Source organism: Pedobacter sp. ASV1-7, assembly GCF_040203335.1.
In the GTDB taxonomy this organism is placed as follows: domain Bacteria; phylum Bacteroidota; class Bacteroidia; order Sphingobacteriales; family Sphingobacteriaceae; genus Pedobacter.
The window spans coordinates 90,334-106,825 of record NZ_JBEHBV010000012.1; the positions used below are offsets into that span (position 1 = coordinate 90,334).

At 37.2% G+C, this 16,492-nt stretch carries 17 protein-coding genes; 16 read left to right on the forward strand and 1 reads right to left on the reverse strand.

From position 1 onward, the window contains the following. Window positions 1-23 precede the first annotated feature (23 nt). The 14 genes from ABDJ41_RS22025 to ABDJ41_RS22090 are packed head-to-tail and all read left to right on the forward strand — an operon-like array spanning window position 24 to window position 12,643. Window positions 24-1,028 (forward strand): NADH-quinone oxidoreductase subunit G, encoded by a 1,005-nt coding sequence (locus ABDJ41_RS22025; protein WP_349788309.1) that lies wholly within the window; start codon window positions 24-26, stop codon window positions 1,026-1,028. Further along, window positions 1,028-2,065: an NADH-quinone oxidoreductase subunit NuoH gene (gene nuoH, locus ABDJ41_RS22030; protein ID WP_349788310.1), complete on the forward strand. Its 1,038-nt coding sequence runs from the start codon at window positions 1,028-1,030 to the stop codon at window positions 2,063-2,065. The genes ABDJ41_RS22025 and nuoH overlap by 1 nt, the downstream gene beginning before the upstream one ends. Window positions 2,066-2,100: 35 nt before the next feature. Next, window positions 2,101-2,601: a NuoI/complex I 23 kDa subunit family protein gene (locus tag ABDJ41_RS22035; RefSeq protein ID WP_349788311.1), complete on the forward strand. Its 501-nt coding sequence runs from the start codon at window positions 2,101-2,103 to the stop codon at window positions 2,599-2,601. Then, window positions 2,602-3,099, forward strand: coding sequence for an NADH-quinone oxidoreductase subunit J family protein (locus ABDJ41_RS22040; RefSeq protein ID WP_349788312.1), 498 nt, complete (start codon window positions 2,602-2,604; stop codon window positions 3,097-3,099). Further along, complete coding sequence (gene nuoK / locus ABDJ41_RS22045; protein ID WP_349788313.1) at window positions 3,099-3,428, forward strand: NADH-quinone oxidoreductase subunit NuoK; 330 nt, start codon at window positions 3,099-3,101, stop codon at window positions 3,426-3,428. The genes ABDJ41_RS22040 and nuoK overlap by 1 nt, the downstream gene beginning before the upstream one ends. Window positions 3,429-3,447: 19 nt before the next feature. Further along, entirely contained in the window at window positions 3,448-5,340 is a 1,893-nt protein-coding gene (gene nuoL / locus ABDJ41_RS22050) for an NADH-quinone oxidoreductase subunit L (RefSeq protein ID WP_349788314.1), read from the forward strand. Window positions 5,341-5,361: 21 nt separating this feature from the next. Continuing rightward, window positions 5,362-6,828 (forward strand): complex I subunit 4 family protein, encoded by a 1,467-nt coding sequence (locus tag ABDJ41_RS22055; protein ID WP_349788315.1) that lies wholly within the window; start codon window positions 5,362-5,364, stop codon window positions 6,826-6,828. A 4-nt stretch (window positions 6,829-6,832) separates the two neighbouring features. Beyond that, the gene (locus ABDJ41_RS22060; protein ID WP_349788316.1) at window positions 6,833-8,206 is read left to right on the forward strand and encodes an NADH-quinone oxidoreductase subunit N; all 1,374 of its coding nucleotides are present in this window, start codon (window positions 6,833-6,835) and stop codon (window positions 8,204-8,206) included. A 45-nt stretch (window positions 8,207-8,251) separates the two neighbouring features. Continuing rightward, window positions 8,252-8,914 (forward strand): DedA family protein, encoded by a 663-nt coding sequence (locus tag ABDJ41_RS22065; RefSeq protein ID WP_349788317.1) that lies wholly within the window; start codon window positions 8,252-8,254, stop codon window positions 8,912-8,914. 2 nt (window positions 8,915-8,916) lie between these two features. Next, window positions 8,917-9,468, forward strand: coding sequence for an inorganic diphosphatase (locus tag ABDJ41_RS22070; protein WP_349788318.1), 552 nt, complete (start codon window positions 8,917-8,919; stop codon window positions 9,466-9,468). Continuing rightward, window positions 9,469-10,785: a hemolysin family protein gene (locus ABDJ41_RS22075; protein ID WP_349788319.1), complete on the forward strand. Its 1,317-nt coding sequence runs from the start codon at window positions 9,469-9,471 to the stop codon at window positions 10,783-10,785. Between the two features lie 9 nt (window positions 10,786-10,794). Beyond that, window positions 10,795-11,499 (forward strand): 16S rRNA (uracil(1498)-N(3))-methyltransferase, encoded by a 705-nt coding sequence (locus ABDJ41_RS22080; RefSeq protein WP_349788320.1) that lies wholly within the window; start codon window positions 10,795-10,797, stop codon window positions 11,497-11,499. Continuing rightward, entirely contained in the window at window positions 11,496-12,146 is a 651-nt protein-coding gene (locus tag ABDJ41_RS22085; protein ID WP_349788321.1) for a DUF4159 domain-containing protein, read from the forward strand. Before ABDJ41_RS22080 ends, ABDJ41_RS22085 begins: the two co-directional genes overlap by 4 nt. A 2-nt stretch (window positions 12,147-12,148) precedes the next feature. Next, complete coding sequence (locus ABDJ41_RS22090) at window positions 12,149-12,643, forward strand: acyl-CoA carboxylase biotin carboxyl carrier protein subunit (RefSeq protein ID WP_349788322.1); 495 nt, start codon at window positions 12,149-12,151, stop codon at window positions 12,641-12,643. Window positions 12,644-12,731: 88 nt separating this feature from the next. On the opposite strand, the gene ABDJ41_RS22095 is transcribed toward ABDJ41_RS22090, so the two are convergent. Next, on the reverse strand, window positions 12,732-14,294 hold the full coding sequence (locus ABDJ41_RS22095) for an SUMF1/EgtB/PvdO family nonheme iron enzyme (RefSeq protein ID WP_349788323.1): 1,563 nt from the start codon (window positions 14,292-14,294) through the stop codon (window positions 12,732-12,734). Window positions 14,295-14,518: 224 nt separating this feature from the next. Between ABDJ41_RS22095 and porV the strand changes: the two genes are divergently transcribed. Both porV and ispF read left to right on the forward strand, forming a co-directional pair. Further along, complete coding sequence (porV, locus tag ABDJ41_RS22100; RefSeq protein ID WP_349788324.1) at window positions 14,519-15,700, forward strand: type IX secretion system outer membrane channel protein PorV; 1,182 nt, start codon at window positions 14,519-14,521, stop codon at window positions 15,698-15,700. Between the two features lie 72 nt (window positions 15,701-15,772). Beyond that, complete coding sequence (gene ispF / locus ABDJ41_RS22105; RefSeq protein ID WP_349788325.1) at window positions 15,773-16,252, forward strand: 2-C-methyl-D-erythritol 2,4-cyclodiphosphate synthase; 480 nt, start codon at window positions 15,773-15,775, stop codon at window positions 16,250-16,252. Window positions 16,253-16,492: the final 240 nt, after the last annotated feature.

Here is a 16,492-nt window from a genome sequence, read left to right on the forward strand (position 1 = left end):
CAGACAAAAGAATATCTTTAACAATGAGTGATAAAGTTAAGGTAACCATAGACGGAATAACAGTGGAAGTAGCTCCGGGTACCTCTATCCTGAATGCTGCGAGGCAGATAGGTGGAGATATTGTGCCACCAGCTATGTGCTATTATTCAAAATTAGAAGGAAGCGGTGGGAAATGCCGTACTTGTATTGTTAAGGTAAGCAAAGGTTCTGAAAAGGATCCGCGCCCAATGCCTAAACTGGTTGCATCTTGCCGTACTGCTGTAATGGACGGTATGGAAGTAATGAACATTACTTCTCCGGAAGTATTAGAAGCGCGTAGTGGTGTGGTAGAAATGTTATTGATCAATCATCCACTTGATTGCCCGGTTTGTGATCAGGCAGGAGAATGCGATCTTCAGAACCTGGGATATGAACATGGTTTGCAGAAAACAAGGTATGAGTTTGAGCGCAGGACTTTTGAGCGGATTGATATTGGCGATAAGATCCAGTTACATATGAACAGATGCATTTTATGCTATCGTTGTGTGTTTACAGCTGATCAGATTACAAATAAAAGGGTACATGGTATTCTGAACAGGGGTGATCATTCTGAAATCTCCACCTATATTCAAACGGCAGTTGATAATGATTTCTCAGGAAATGTGATCGACGTTTGTCCGGTTGGCGCTTTGACAGATAAAACGTTCCGCTTTAAGAACCGTGTTTGGTTTACAAAGCCTATTGATGCACATAGAGATTGCCCTACTTGTAGTGGTAAAGTGACTTTATGGTACAAAGGAGAAGATGTTTTAAGGGTAACAGCTCGTAAGGATGTGTATGGTGAAGTAGAAGAGTTTATTTGCAATACCTGCAGATTTGATAAGAAAAAGACTGCGGACTGGGTAATTGAACATCCTACTCCTGTTAGTGATACTTCAGTAATTTCTTCTAATCACTACGAAACTTTAAAACCATTGCCAGTAATTCAGGATAACCCTAAGTTGAAGCAAGCAAATCAGGTTGAACTAGATAAAACCACTAAATTCTAATGGATATAGCTTTTGTAATAGAAAAATTTGTACTTGTAGCTATCATTTTTGGGATAAGCCTTGTGATTGCGATGTATTCTACTTATGCAGAGCGGAAGGTGGCTGCTTTTTTACAAGATAGATTAGGCCCGGATAGAGCTGGCCCTTTCGGTATTTTACAGCCTTTGGCTGATGGTGTAAAGATGTTCATGAAGGAGGAAATCATTCCTTCGAATGCAAGTAAATGGCTGTTTATGGTAGGCCCTGGCCTGGCCATGTTAACTGCTTGTATTGGTACTGCTGTTATTCCATGGGGTAGCCCAATGCAGATTGGCGATAGATTGGTTCCTTTACAGGTAACTGATATCAACGTTGGTTTGTTATATATTTTTGGTGTGGTTTCACTAGGTGTGTATGGCGTGATGATCGGTGGATGGGCATCAAACAATAAATACTCTTTATTAAGTGCCATCAGAGCTGCATCACAAAATATCAGCTACGAAATTGCAATGGGCTTGTCTATTATAGCTTTATTGCTTGTAACAGGTTCTATGAGTTTGAAAGAAATTGTAGATGGTCAGCATGGCTGGCGTTGGAATGTACTTTATCAGCCACTAGGATTTATTTTATTTATGGTATGTTCTTTTGCGGAAACCAATAGGGCACCTTTCGATTTACCTGAGTGTGAGACGGAGCTGATCGGTGGATACCATACAGAGTATTCATCTATGAAACTGGGTTTCTACCTGTTTGCTGAATATATCAACATGTTTGTGTCGGCAGCAGTAATGGCTACATTGTATTTTGGTGGTTACAATTATCCTGGGATGGATTATATGGCCGGTTTATTAGGCCCAACCTGGGCACCGCTTTTTGGAGTAGCTGTATTCTTTGTTAAAATATTTGCATTCATATTTTTCTTTATGTGGGTACGTTGGACTATTCCTCGTTTCCGCTATGATCAACTGATGCATTTAGGCTGGAAGGTATTAATTCCTTTGGCTATAGCGAATGTGGTAATTACCGGTGTGGTGATTGCAATAATTGAAGGATTTTAACATCCACGTTTGTGGAATAATAATAAGGAGGTTTAATGGAACCATTAACCAGTAAGAAGAAAGTATTAGAACAAAAGCCCTTGACATTGGCAGAGCGCATGTATTTGCCTGCTATTGCTAAAGGAATGGCTATTACGATTGGTCACTTTTTTAAGAAAGAAGCGACGATCAGGTATCCTGAAGTAGAGCGTGAATTCTCGACTAACTTCAGAGGTATGCACTCTTTGAAAAGAGATGAAGAAGGTAGAGAGCGTTGTACAGCTTGTGGCTTATGTGCTTTATCATGCCCGGCAGAAGCAATCACGATGATTGCTGCTGAGCGTAAACCAGAAGAGAAAGATCTTTACCGCGAAGAAAAATATGCTTCGGTATATGAGATCAACATGTTACGTTGCATTTTCTGTGGCTTATGCGAAGAGGCTTGCCCGAAAGAGGCCATTTACCTGGATGGACCAATAGTTCCTTCAGATTATTTGCGTAAGGATTTCATTTACGGAAAAGATAAGCTGGTTGAACAACCATTAAATAAAAAATAAATGAGTACATCAATATTCTATTTTGTTGCCACATTAAGTATCTTCTTTTCACTGATGGTTATTTTTGCTAAAAACCCGGTGCATAGCGTGCTTTACCTGATTGTTACATTCTTTACGTTTACGGTGCATTACATTCTGCTGAATGCACAGTTTCTGGCGATAGTGAACTTTATTGTGTACATGGGGGCGATTATGGTGTTGTTCCTTTTCGTACTGATGTTCCTGAACCTGAATAAAGACAATGAACAGCTCAAGTCTACTTTGATAAAGGTTGTAGGTGTAATTGCGGGCTGCTGCCTGCTGGTAACTTTAGCAGGGGCTTTAAAGGCAACAGCAATTTCTGATCCGCTGGTATTGAAAAATCCAAATCTTGGTCTGGTAAAAAATCTTGGCAAGGAGTTATTTGGCCCATTTATGCTGCCGTTTGAACTGTGCTCTATTTTATTGCTTTCGGCAATGGTAGGGTCGATATTATTAACTAAAAAAGAGAAAGTATAATGGGCGACATTACTCATCATTTACAAGGGGTACCGCTAAACCATTACATTTGGTTAAGTGCAATCATTTTCACTATTGGTGTTATTGGTGTTTTAACACGTAGAAATGCAATTGTTATTTTCATGTCTATAGAGCTGATGCTGAATGCAGTGAATTTATTGTTAACTGCTTTTTCGGTACATAATAATGATCCATCGGGTCAGGTATTCGTGTTCTTTATTATGGCCTTGGCAGCAGCTGAAGTGGCCATAGGCTTGAGTATTATTGTAATGGTTTACAGAAATACCCAATCTACAGATATTAATGTGTTGAATCGCCTTAAGTGGTAATTATTAAGAAGAATATAAGATGATAAATTTAGTTTGGCTGGTTCCGTTGATTCCTCTTTTGGGCTTTGTTATTAATGGCCTTGGGAGAAATTCATTATCCAAAAACCTGATTGGTTTTATAGGAAGCAGTGTCATATTCATTTCGTTTGCGATAAGCCTTGGGATATTTTTTGAACTAGGTGCGGATGCAAATAAATCGCACGAAATATTTCTTTTTGATTGGATTAGTGCAGGAAACTTACACATTCCCTTGTCTTTTTTAGTTGATCCATTAAGCTCATTAATGCTCCTGATCATTACAGGAATTGGCTTTTTGATCCATATTTACTCTATCGGCTACATGCATAGTGATGAAGGCTTCGGTAAGTTTTTTGCCTACCTGAACCTGTTTATCTTCTTTATGTTATTGCTTGTTTTAGGGTCAAATTATATTGTAATGTTTATTGGTTGGGAAGGAGTAGGTCTTTGTTCTTACTTACTGATCGGGTTCTGGTATACCAATAGCAGTTATGCTTCAGCAGCTAAAAAAGCATTTGTAATGAACCGTATTGGTGATTTAGGCTTTCTACTAGGTGTATTTTTGATCTTCACTACTTTTGGAAGTGTTGAGTTTGGTAAAATATTCCCGCAGGCAGCTAATATGTTACCTGGTAATGGAACTATTGCTTTAATTGCTTTGTTCTTATTTATTGGTGCATGTGGTAAATCGGCACAGTTGCCATTGTTTACCTGGTTACCTGATGCGATGGCGGGTCCGACTCCGGTTTCTGCCTTGATTCACGCTGCTACCATGGTTACAGCGGGTATCTATATGATTGCAAGATCTAACCTGATTTTTGATCTTGCCCCATTCATTCAGCACATCATTGCCATTGTTGGTTTGGCTACAGCGGTATTTGCAGCTATTATTGCATTAACGCAAAATGATATTAAAAAGGTACTGGCCTATTCGACAGTATCCCAGTTAGGGTATATGTTCCTTGGCTTAGGTGTGGGTGCTTACGATGGCGCTTTTTTCCACGTAATTACGCATGCCTTCTTTAAAGCATTATTATTCTTATGTGCAGGATCTGTAATTCACGCATTACACCATGAACAAGATATGCGTCATATGGGTGGTTTGCGTAAAAAATTACCAGTTACATTTATCACGATGTTCATTGGTACTATAGCAATTGCAGGGATATTTCCATTATCAGGTTTCTTCTCTAAAGACGAGATTCTAGCTCATGTTTATATGCACGATAAAGTGATGTGGGGAGTTGCTGTATTTACTGCATTCTTGACTGCTTTTTATATGTTCAGAATGCTGTTCCTTACTTTTTATGGAAAGTATCGTGGTACTCATCATGCTGAAGAGAAAATTCATGAGTCTCCAAAGTCTATGACTATACCATTAATCGTTTTGGCTGTTTTATCTACCTTTGGAGGTTTGATTGGTATTCCGGAAGCATTAGGTGGTAGTCATTGGTTATCGCAATGGTTATCTCCAGTTATTAAACATGTGGGTGAGGCTCCGGATCATGCAACAGAATACATGTTAATGGCAGTTTCGTTAGTTGGAGTTTTGATTTCGATTGGTGTTGCTTACGACAAGTATGTTAAGCAAAACCATATTCCTATTCCAGACGAAGGCAAGCGTTCTGTATTGGCTAATCTTTCTTACAACAAGTTTTATGTTGATGAAATTTATGATGCCATCATTAGAAAGCCTTTAGATGCAATATCTGTTTTCTTTTATAAAATTGTTGACAATAAAATTGTGGATGGTATTGTAAACGGTTTAGGCTGGTCTACAAATGAGGCGAGCAAAGGGTTACGTTTACTGCAAACAGGAAATGTTGGCGCTTATATTTTTATGATGGTGATAGGAATCATCTCATTGTTATTGTATACTTATTTATCTCTATAAAAGATCGTTCAAGAAAAAATAATGGAACAAGTCTTATTACTTCTTATATTCTTACCATTGGTTGGCGCCTTGGTTACAGCATTTTCCGGAAATGCAGCAAAACATGTCGCATTGGTATCGGCAATTGTTTCCTTAGGCCTTGCTCTTGTTATGGTATGTAATTTTATACCGGATGCAAGCACGCAATTTGTTGTGAACTTTCCCTGGATAAAAGACCTTGGGATTAGCTTTCATGCAGGTGTAGATGGGATTAGCCTGATTACCATATTATTGACCAATGTGCTTATTCCATTGATTATCCTTACGGCCTATCAGCATCAGTATAGTAAACCAAATGCCTTTTTCGCATTAATATTGTTTATGCAAAGCGGTTTATTAGTGGTATTTACTGCTATGGATGCGTTTTTATTCTACATTGGATGGGAAGCCGCATTAATTCCTATTTATTTTATCTGCGCTGTTTGGGGAGGTAAAGACAGGATTAAAGTAAACATGAAATTTTTTGTTTACACTATCGCTGGATCTCTATTTATGCTTCTTGGCATTATTTATCTTTATTTGCAGAATCCTTCAAATAACTTTGATATCCAGGCATTTTATAATTTAAGCTTAGATTCAACACAACAGACTTGGATATTCTGGGCTTTCTTTGTGGCTTTTGCCATTAAAATGCCGGTATTCCCTTTCCATACATGGCAACCGGACACCTATACTGAAGCTCCTGCTGCAGGAACAATGTTACTTTCGGGTATTATGCTTAAGATGGGTATTTATGGTGTGATCAGATGGTTATTGCCTATTGTACCTGGTGGTGTTCAAGATTGGGGACAATTGGCTATTATTTTATCAATTATAGGTATTGTTTATGCTTCGATTATTGCATTTACACAAAAGGATGCGAAACGATTAATCGCCTATTCTTCTATTGGTCACGTTGGCTTGATATCAGCTGGTGTATTTGTGTTAAACGTACAAGGTATGCAAGGAGCAATGATACAAATGTTGGGACATGGTATAAACGTTATCGGTTTATTCTTTGTAATTGACATTATTGCGAATCGTACCCAGACTCGAAAAATAGCTGAGTTAGGTGGAATTGCAAAACAGGCTCCTAAACTTGCCATTGTATTTTTAATTATCATTTTGGGTGCAGTAGGTTTGCCTGGAATGAATGGTTTTATTGGTGAGTTCCTATTATTACTTGGAGTGTATCAGTATAGTTTATGGGCTGCAGTATTCGCTGGATTAACCATCATTTTAAGTGCAGTTTATTTGCTCAGGATGTATCAGAATGTGATGTTGGGCAAGACGAATGACCTTACCATTAAATTTACAGACATCAAGGGATCGGAGCAGGTTGTATTGTACATCATCTGTGCATTGGTCATTGTATTGGGTGTTTATCCTAAGCCGATTTTACACTTATCAGAAGCATCAGTACAACATTTAATAGAACAAGTAACACAAAAATTAACATCGGTAAACTAAGGAAATGAATATCATTATAACAATAACTGTTACTGCTTTGGTAGTGCTTTATGCAGGTTTGTTTAAGGCTAAAAAAGCGTTATTACCTCTTACCCTGGTTGGTTTGCTTACTTCACTGGCATTTGTTGTTACAGCCTGGAATACGGATCAAGTTTATTACGGAATGATGCAAATGGACAACTTTGCATTAGCTTTTACAGGCCTGACGGTTTTAGGGACACTATTTATATTTTTACTTACACAGAATTATTTTGCTGCTAACAGTGAAAATATTGCTGAATACTTTACATTGATACTTTTTGCACTGGCTGGAATTGTGATTATGGTTTCTTATAAAAACATGTCGATGTTGTTTATAGGGCTGGAAATCATGTCTGTTAGTTTATATATTCTTGCAGGGATCAGAAAAACTAATTTTGCTTCGAATGAAGCTTCCTTAAAGTATTTTCTGATGGGAGCCTTTTCTACAGGTTTCTTATTATTTGGAATTGCCTTAATTTACGGCGCAACAGGATCTTTCGATCTTGATGTGATCAACCAATATCTGGTAGGTAACTATAAGGCTGTTTCGCCGTTGTTTTACCCTGGATTAGTTTTACTTTTAATAGGAATGTGCTTTAAAATTGGAGCTGCTCCATTCCACTTCTGGGTTCCGGATGTATATGAAGGATCACCTACATTGATCATGGCATTTATGTCGACTGTAGTGAAAGTTGCGGGATTTGCTGCATTCCTTCGTTTGTTTGCAGGTACATTTGCACCTTTACATGATTTCTGGCTTCCTCCATTAATGGGTATTGTATGTTTAACCTTATTTATTGGTAATGTTACAGCTTTATTTCAGAAGAGCTTTAAAAGGATGCTGGCCTATTCAAGTGTGTCACACGCTGGTTATCTTTTATTCTCTCTGGTTACTTTAACAGCAAGCTCATCAAATAATGTATTGGTCTATGTTGCCGCTTATACTTTTGCTAGTATTATTGCTTTTGCAGTATTGATTTTGGTAAAACAAAAAACCGGAGATGATCATTTCAATAGTTTTAATGGCTTAGCTAAACGTAATCCATTAACGGCATTGGTGCTCGCTGTAGCTATGCTATCCTTAGCGGGAATACCTTTAACTGCTGGATTTATTGGGAAATACCTGATGTTTGTAAATGTAATGACCAATTACCATGTATACCTGGTGGCCTTTGCAATTTTAAATGCATTGGTTGGTTTCTATTACTATTTCAGGGTTATTGTGGCTATGTATTTCAAAGAGGGTAATGATACTGACTTACAGACTCCTGTGCAATATCAATTTGTATTAATAGTTTCAGTTTTGATTACTGTTTTTTTAGGGGTATATCCTTCAGTAATTTTAAATCTGATATAGGCACTTCTATAGATTATTATTTGTAGTTTTACGAATAATTGAAATATGCACGATTTCTGGAACTCATTACAGCATTTCATTGATCCCGAAAAATTACTTAAAGAAGGTGGTTTTTACGTTGTAATGTTCGTCATATTTGCCGAGACAGGTTTGTTTTTTGGCTTTTTTCTTCCAGGAGATTATCTATTGTTTCTTGCCGGAATGTTTGTGGCCACGGGAAAACTGGATGTAAATATCTGGGTGTTGATCCTTGGTCTGATGGTTTCCGCTGTTTCTGGTAATTTTGTGGGCTATTGGTTTGGTCGAAAGACAGGACCGATGTTGTATCATCGGAAGGAGTCTTTTTTCTTTAAACGCCGTTATTTAAAAGCCGCAGAGGAATATTACAATAAACAGGGGGCTTTTGCCCTGATCATGGGAAGATTTGTTCCGATTGTGAGAACTTTTGCACCAATCTTTGCAGGTGTGGTAAAATTAGACTTTAAAAGATTTGCTTTATATAACTTTGCAGGTGCAATTATTTGGATAGCATCCTTAACTTTGTTGGGATATTTCCTTGGTAAGAGATTTGAAAAAGAGATTAACGATTATTTATTATATATAATTATAGGCTTCGTTGTCATCACTACTATTCCGTTAATCTTTGCTTTTGTGAAAAAGAAAGTAGTTAAGGATGACAATGATAAATTATCAAATACTGAACAATAAAAATGAGTAAAGACGACCATCACCCATGGCACAGTGTATCTCCGGGTAACAATTTACCAGAGACAGTTAATGCGATTATAGAGATTCCGAAAGGGTCAAAAGCAAAATATGAAATAGATAAGGAATCAAACCTGATTAAATTAGACCGCGTACTATTTTCATCAGTAATGTATCCTGCAAATTATGGTTTTATTCCACAAACATATTGTGATGATAATGACCCACTTGATATTTTAGTGTTATGTTCTGTGGATGTTTATCCAATGACGATCATTGAAGCTAAAGTTATTGGTGTAATGCATATGGTTGATAATGGCGAGCAAGACGATAAAATTATTGCTGTTGCTAAAAATGATATGTCTGTAAATTATATTAACGATCTTGCTGAATTACCTCCACATACGATGAAGGAAATTGTGAAGTTCTTTCAGGATTACAAGGCGTTAGAAGAAAAACAGGTTACGATTGAACATCTACTTGGTGTACGTTATGCGCACAAAGTAATTCAGGAAAGCATAGAGCTCTACGACAAGACGTTTAGAAATAAGTCCTAAATGGAAGCATTTAAAATATTTTTTACCTTTTTCCTGGTAGCCCTTAATGGCTTTTTTGTTGCAGCAGAGTTTGCAATAGTAAAAGTTAGGGCTTCACAGATTGAGATAAAAGCTAAATCCGGCAGCCGTGTTGCAAATATAGCAAAGCATATTACGCAACACTTGGACGGATATCTTGCCGCTACACAGCTAGGTATTACCCTGGCTTCTCTTGGTCTGGGTTGGGTTGGTGAATCTGTTATGCATAGTATTGTGCATGATTTGTTAATTAACTTTAACCTTTCTGAGGTATATATCACGTCAATATCTACTGGTATTGCTTTCTTGTTCATTACGGTTATGCACATCGTATTTGGAGAGCTGGCACCTAAGTCTGTCGCCATTCAAAGACCTGTCGCAACTACTTTATTTATCGCTTTACCTTTACAGGCATTTTATTGGTTGTTCAGACCATTTATTTGGGTTTTGAATGGCTTTGCAAATGTAATTCTTAAACTTTTTGGGATCTCTAATGTAGGTGGTCATGATTCCGTACATAGTACTGAAGAATTGTATTACTTACTTGATCAAGGAAAGGAAAGTGGAGCATTAGATACAAATGAGCATGAGCTGATTAAAAACGTTTTTGATTTTAATGAGCGTGTGGTAAGAAATATTATGGTTCCGAGGACTAAAATTTCTGGTGTTGAATTGAATACACCAAAAATGGATGTCGTAGAAAAAATTATAACGGAAGGGTATTCCCGTTTGCCTGTGTATGATGATATCATTGATAAAATCATAGGAATTGTGCATGCTAAGGATCTCCTTCCTTTATTGGCGGATAATAAGGACTGGGTATTGAGAGATATCATTAGAAAGCCTTATTTCGTCCCAGAAACTAAAAAAATTAATGACTTGCTTAGTGAGCTTCAACAAAAACGCATTCAGATTGCTATTGTAATTGATGAGTTTGGGGGAACGGCAGGAATGGTTACACTGGAAGATATTGTTGAAGAGATTGTTGGTGAGATTCAGGATGAGTATGATGAAGAAAAACCGATTGTAGAAAGGATCTCCGATTCAGAATTTATCATAAATGCTTATGCAACGGTTTATGATGTGAATGAACATTTACCTCATGACCTTCCGGAAGATGAAGATTTTGATACAGTAGGTGGATTGGTTTCTCATGCTTTTGGAAAGATTCCGGAGGTTGGAGATAGTGAAGAATGCTACGGGTACTTGTTTACTATTCTGAAGAAAACTGAACAGAATATTGAAACGATAAAGATGGAGCTGGTCATTAATAAAAGTGATGCGATAGACTTACATTAAACTAAAATCATGCACGTTTTTTATACCCCCGATATCAACGGTAATTCGTATGTCTTAAATGAGGAAGAAAGCAAGCATTGTATTAAAGTTTTACGTTTAAATATTGGAACCATTGTTTATCTGATTGATGGTGTTGGAGGTCTTTATAAAGCTGAAATTACTGGTGAACATAAAAGGCATGTTACATTAAAGGTAATTGAAGCCACTCATGAGTATCAGAAATGTAATCATCATCTTCATATTGCAATTGCTCCTACAAAAAATATAGACAGACTAGAGTGGTTTCTGGAAAAGGCTACAGAAATGGGCATTCAAGAAATCACTCCTGTTATTTGCGACAGATCAGAAAGGAAAGTCGTTAAGGAGGATAGGTTGTATAAAGTGGTCACCTCTGCAGTAAAGCAATCACTACAGGCTTATCATCCAATAGTTAATCCGCAGATATCTTTGTCTGCTTTCTTAAAACAGAATAATGAGAGCGTAAAAATGATTGCGCATTGCCTGGATAATGAACCGAGACAGTTTATTTCTGATCTTGCTAAACCAGGAGAACATTATACCATTTTAATTGGACCTGAGGGTGACTTCACAACCAACGAGATTGAAATGGCTTTGACAATTGGCTATAAACCTTTAACTTTAGGTAATACACGATTAAGAACGGAAACAGCTGGACTGGCTGCTTGTTTTGAAGTGAATTATTTAAACAGATGAAGATAAGAGCTTTACTTTTTTTATGGGTGCTGCTGAGCAGTTTTGGAATGCCGACCTATAAAATGGCTAAGCTTAAATATAATGGAGGGGGCGATTGGTATGCTAACCGTACTGCCTTACCTAATCTAATAGATTTCTGTAATAAAAATCTTAAAACTAATTTTGCCCCTCAGGAAGATATTGTAGAAGTGGGAAGTAAAGATGTCTTCAATTATCCTTTTGTTTATCTTACCGGACATGGAAATGTTGTTTTTAGTAACGCTGAAGCCAATAACTTACGCAAGTATTTAACAGGTGGTGGTTTTTTGCATATTGACGATAATTATGGCCTGGATAAATTTATCCGGACTGAAATGAAAAAGGTTTTTCCTGAATTGTCTTTTACAGAATTGCCAGCTAATCATAGTATCTACAATCAAAAGTTTAAGTTCCCTAACGGGCTTCCTAAAATACATGAACATGATGGAAAACCTGCTAAGGGGTATGCTCTGATCTGGGAAGGACGTGTCGTTTGTTATTACACGTTTGAATGCGATTTGGGAAATGGTTGGGAAGATTTTGGTACTTATCCTGATGACACACAAGAAAAACGCACCACTGCGCTTAAAATGGGGGCTAATTTAATTCAATACGCATTAACACAATAACAATGAATGTAAAAGTAAACGACAGGTATGGCTTTGAGATTGAGGTAGAACAGCAAATGTTGAGCGTAGATGGGGCTGAACTACAGATCGACATAACAGATCTTTCTGGTGGACATGCCCATATTATCCATGAGAATAGGTCCTATAAAGTAGAGCTTGTTTCTGAAGATAAAGCAGAAAAAACTAGTGTGATTAAAGTGAATGGAAACCTCTATAAGATTGCCATTGAAGATCAATATGATATTTTATTAAAGCAACTGGGCTTTGACATAGCTAAGGGTAATAAAATGCTTGAAATTAAAGCGCCAATGCCTGGTTTGGTATTAAATGTTATTGTAGAAGCTGGACAAGAGGTTAATAAAGGAGATAATTTATTGGTCTTGGAAGCGATGAAAATGGAGAATATTATTAAATCACCAAGTAGCGGGATTGTTAAAAAAATTTTAGTCAGTAAAGGTGATAAGGTCGAAAAGAATGAAATATTAATTCAGTTTTAATGATCAACTTAATTTAAGAATATTCAGTATGAAGCATAAAAAAAGTCTCCAACTTTAAGCTGGAGACTTTTTTATATAACATCCTATGCTATCTGCCTTTGAATGGTTTTGAAGGCTTAGCTTTAAACTGAGGCTTTCCGTATGATCTGATTTCAGGAGATCCCTGCATGTCCATTGCGCAACGGAATCCTATATCAGCTGATGATTCATCCTGTTGTAAGAAGCGTCTACTAGCAGGATTAAGCCATAGGGCCTGATCATTCCAAGATCCACCTTTGTATACTCTTGACTTGTCATTTACAAGTGTAATCTCACCATATAGCTCACTTTGCGGATCTCTGAAACCTCTCTGATCTGCATAGCTGTTCTTTGCAGAGTCAGCAGGTTTTGAAGCAGCAGCCTGTTTTTCTGCCCAAGTTTGTTTCTTAGCATAAAGAGCCTCGGTCATCACTGGCCTGTTATATTTATCTACAGCAATTTTTCCGGTAACAGGATCTGTAATCTTTTTATCCAGATATAAGTTACCTCTAAATGGATTGAAGGCATCAGCTGCTTCAAATGTATTAGGACGAAAAACGTCACGAACCCATTCGTTTACATTTCCTGCCATATTGTAAAGGCCGAAATCATTAGGTGTATAAGACCTTACAGAAACTGTGATTGCCCCTTTATCATTCAAAGAACCTCCAACACCCATATAATCTCCCTTAGTTCTCTTAAAGTTGGCCAAAATTAAACCTCTTGTGCTTTTTTTCGCAGAGCTTAACCCTAAACCACTCCATGGGTAAATTTTATTGTCGTTGATGTTTTCGTATTGTGTACTCCCAATAAGTCCCAATGCTGCATACTCCCATTCGGCTTCACTTGGTAATCTGTATGAAGACTTTAGAATACCGTCTTCAAGTCTAACATTTCTTGTAGCCACACCATTTCCAGTTCCTGTTCCAGCATTTGAGGGATTTAGATCTTTCATTGCCCTTTTTCCTTTGTCATCAATCTGGTTGTTTTGATAAACTGGAGTGTTAAAAGGCGCATTCGAAGTTCCTGATGCATTTGCAGTGCCATTATTTAGATCTTTAAAGCTGGTCATGTAACCACGCTCACGAAGAATGAATTCGTTTACCCTGTCAGTTCTCCATTCGCAATAACGCTCTGCTTGTTCCCAGGTAACACCTACCACAGGATAATCCTGATATGCCGGGTGTCTTAAATAGTTATCTACGTAAGGTTCATTGTAAGATAATGGTCTACGCCAAACCAATGTGTCGGGCAACTCATTATAGTAATATTCATAATCTTTTGGGAAATTTGTCCTGATCCAGTTAAGGTATTCAAGCCAGTTAGTATTTGAAACTTCGGTTTCATCCATATAAAAGGAGTTCACCGTGATTTCTCTTTTGTGATTAAAATTGCCTAACTCTTGCCCGGGGACACTAATTGCACTGCCACCTACGACAAATGCTCCACCTTCAATCTCAACTAATCCTGGTCCAGGGCCTCTTTTGTAGCGATTATTAACTGCAAAGCCGCCATATTCCTTTTTGTTATAGGCCATTCCTGTTTTATCTGATGTCCCTGATTTAGACTTACAGGAGACGAAAGAGGCAGCTGCCATGATAGAAATGATTGAATATAAGGATGTTCTTTTCATTTATTGTTGTATAAATCGATCTTTTGGTTTTATCAAGTAGGGCAAATATGCGTTAACAATGATAAGAGATAAAATTACATAAAAAAAGGATTATGCTGCAAGAAGATAATTAATAAAGTTAAAATAGGCTATCAGATTAAAACCATGGGTTAACCGAGTAATACTTTGAAATTAATAAACACTATGTTAACTTGCGTTCAATAATTGTTAAATTACCTACAGGGATGAATTTAGGGTGTTTTGTAAAAACTTCTTTAAGCATATTTTTTCTGGTTACAGTTTCTAAAGGATTGTATGGCCAGGTTGTGGAATCAGGTACCCTGACAAATGGTAGTGAGCGTAATAATATAATTATTGCGGTTCCATTTTTACTTATCTCACCTGACGCCAGAATGGGAGGGATGGGAGAGGTTGGTGTAGCTGTGCAGCCAGATGGGAATGCAATGGGTATTAACCCATCAAAGCTTGCTTTTTTGGATAGTAAATATGGTTTTTCAGTTTCATATAGCCCATGGTTAAAGAATCTGGTACCCGATGTGAGTCTGAGCTATTTGAGTGGATTCTATAAACTAGATGAGAAAACCGCTCTTGGGGCTTCGTTACGATACTTTAATCTAGGAGAGATTCAGCTTACAGACGTTAATCAACAAGATTTGGGTGTTTATAGTCCTAATGAATTGGCCTTTGATGTTACTTATGCACGACAAATGAGTGAGTCTTTTTCTTTAGGGACGTCATTAAGGTATATCTATTCAAATCTTACTTCCGGACAGTTTTCTTCTGGACAACAAACTAAAGCTGGAACGGCTGTAGCAGTAGATGTATCAGCCTATTTTAAAAAGCCTACTATTTTTTTAGGTAGTGACGCTATTCTTTCTGCTGGACTTAATATGTCAAATATTGGTACAAAAATAAGCTATTCTGAGCGTGGCAATGCTTCTTTCCTGCCCACAAATCTGAAAATCGGGGGAGCATCTACATTCTTTATAGATGATGTTAGTCAATTCACTTTTGCGCTTGATTTTAATAAATTAATGGTTCCTACTCAGCCGATCTATGATATCGATGGAAAAATAATTGCAGGAAAGGATCCAGACAGGTCAGTTCCTGCTGGTATATTTGGTTCATTTAGCGATGCACCAGGAGGGTTTAAAGAGGAGATGAAAGAAATAAGTATTGCCGCTGGGATGGAATATTGGTATGATCAGCAGTTTGCATTTAGAGCAGGTTATTTTTATGAAAGTCCCCAAAAGGGAAATAGACGTTATTTTACCCTAGGGGCTGGGTTGAAGTATAATATTTTTAATATTGATATTGCCTATTTACTTGCGAATGCACAAGATAGTCCCTTAGCTAATACACTTAGGTTTTCGCTACTTTTTAATTTTGGAAAGACACAGCTATAGTTGAGTTCTACAAGATTTAGGAAGAGAAATTCCGATTGATGTGTTATTTTGAGTTAAAACAAATAAGATAAAATGAAAATTAAAGTAGGATTTGGGTTTGATGTTCATCAATTAAAAGACAATCATCCATTTATTATTGGAGGAGTTAATCTGGGACATCATAGAGGGGCTTTTGGACATTCCGATGCTGATGTGCTTTTACATGCAATATGTGATGCATTACTGGGGGCTGCCAACTTAAGAGATATTGGTTATCATTTTCAAAATACAGACGATCGTTGGAAAGGGATCAGTAGTCTGATTCTGTTACAGGAAAGTGTTAAATTGCTAAAGGAAAAAGGATATGAAATAGGAAATATTGATGCCGCTCTTTGTCTGGAAGCACCTAAAATTAACCCACATATTCCAGCAATGCAGAAAAACATTGCTGAGGCTGCAGGTATTTCTATCGATGATATTTCTATTAAAGCGACTACAAATGAACAAATGGGGTTCATTGGCAGAGAAGAAGGGGTAGTAGCATATGCTGTTTGCTTAATTCAGAAAACCTAAATTAATAGAGAAAAATAACCGTTCTCTTTATTGCGGGAATCTTTTTCTTAAGGGAAAAAGTTCCAATGCTCTTCAGAGAAGGTGATTTTTCTGTCAAGCGTTGAGCTTAGAAAGTAGGGTGCATAGTTTTTGCACTTGCTTAATTTGTTTATTATCTATTTGATATCCTTAGTTTTACTAATGTGGTTTGAATATGCTGGTGCTCAATCTGTATTGAAAGCTTATAGAGGTCACCACTAT

Bases quoted from the DNA above. Each gene is read 5' to 3' on its own strand.
- ABDJ41_RS22040 (WP_349788312.1), top strand. From the start codon at position 2,602: ATGAGTACATCAATATTCTATTTTGTTGCCACATTAAGTATCTTCTTT.
- ABDJ41_RS22090 (WP_349788322.1), top strand. From the start codon at position 12,149: ATGAATGTAAAAGTAAACGACAGGTATGGCTTTGAGATTGAGGTAGAA.
- ispF (WP_349788325.1), top strand. From the start codon at position 15,773: ATGAAAATTAAAGTAGGATTTGGGTTTGATGTTCATCAATTAAAAGAC.
- ABDJ41_RS22085 (WP_349788321.1), top strand. From the start codon at position 11,496: ATGAAGATAAGAGCTTTACTTTTTTTATGGGTGCTGCTGAGCAGTTTT.
- ABDJ41_RS22055 (WP_349788315.1), top strand. From the start codon at position 5,362: ATGGAACAAGTCTTATTACTTCTTATATTCTTACCATTGGTTGGCGCC.
- ABDJ41_RS22065 (WP_349788317.1), top strand. From the start codon at position 8,252: ATGCACGATTTCTGGAACTCATTACAGCATTTCATTGATCCCGAAAAA.
- ABDJ41_RS22070 (WP_349788318.1), top strand. From the start codon at position 8,917: ATGAGTAAAGACGACCATCACCCATGGCACAGTGTATCTCCGGGTAAC.
- porV (WP_349788324.1), top strand. From the start codon at position 14,519: ATGAATTTAGGGTGTTTTGTAAAAACTTCTTTAAGCATATTTTTTCTG.
- nuoH (WP_349788310.1), top strand. From the start codon at position 1,028: ATGGATATAGCTTTTGTAATAGAAAAATTTGTACTTGTAGCTATCATT.
- ABDJ41_RS22060 (WP_349788316.1), top strand. From the start codon at position 6,833: ATGAATATCATTATAACAATAACTGTTACTGCTTTGGTAGTGCTTTAT.
- ABDJ41_RS22075 (WP_349788319.1), top strand. From the start codon at position 9,469: ATGGAAGCATTTAAAATATTTTTTACCTTTTTCCTGGTAGCCCTTAAT.
- ABDJ41_RS22095 (WP_349788323.1), bottom strand. From the start codon at position 14,294: ATGAAAAGAACATCCTTATATTCAATCATTTCTATCATGGCAGCTGCC.
- nuoL (WP_349788314.1), top strand. From the start codon at position 3,448: ATGATAAATTTAGTTTGGCTGGTTCCGTTGATTCCTCTTTTGGGCTTT.
- ABDJ41_RS22035 (WP_349788311.1), top strand. From the start codon at position 2,101: ATGGAACCATTAACCAGTAAGAAGAAAGTATTAGAACAAAAGCCCTTG.
- ABDJ41_RS22080 (WP_349788320.1), top strand. From the start codon at position 10,795: ATGCACGTTTTTTATACCCCCGATATCAACGGTAATTCGTATGTCTTA.
- ABDJ41_RS22025 (WP_349788309.1), top strand. From the start codon at position 24: ATGAGTGATAAAGTTAAGGTAACCATAGACGGAATAACAGTGGAAGTA.
- nuoK (WP_349788313.1), top strand. From the start codon at position 3,099: ATGGGCGACATTACTCATCATTTACAAGGGGTACCGCTAAACCATTAC.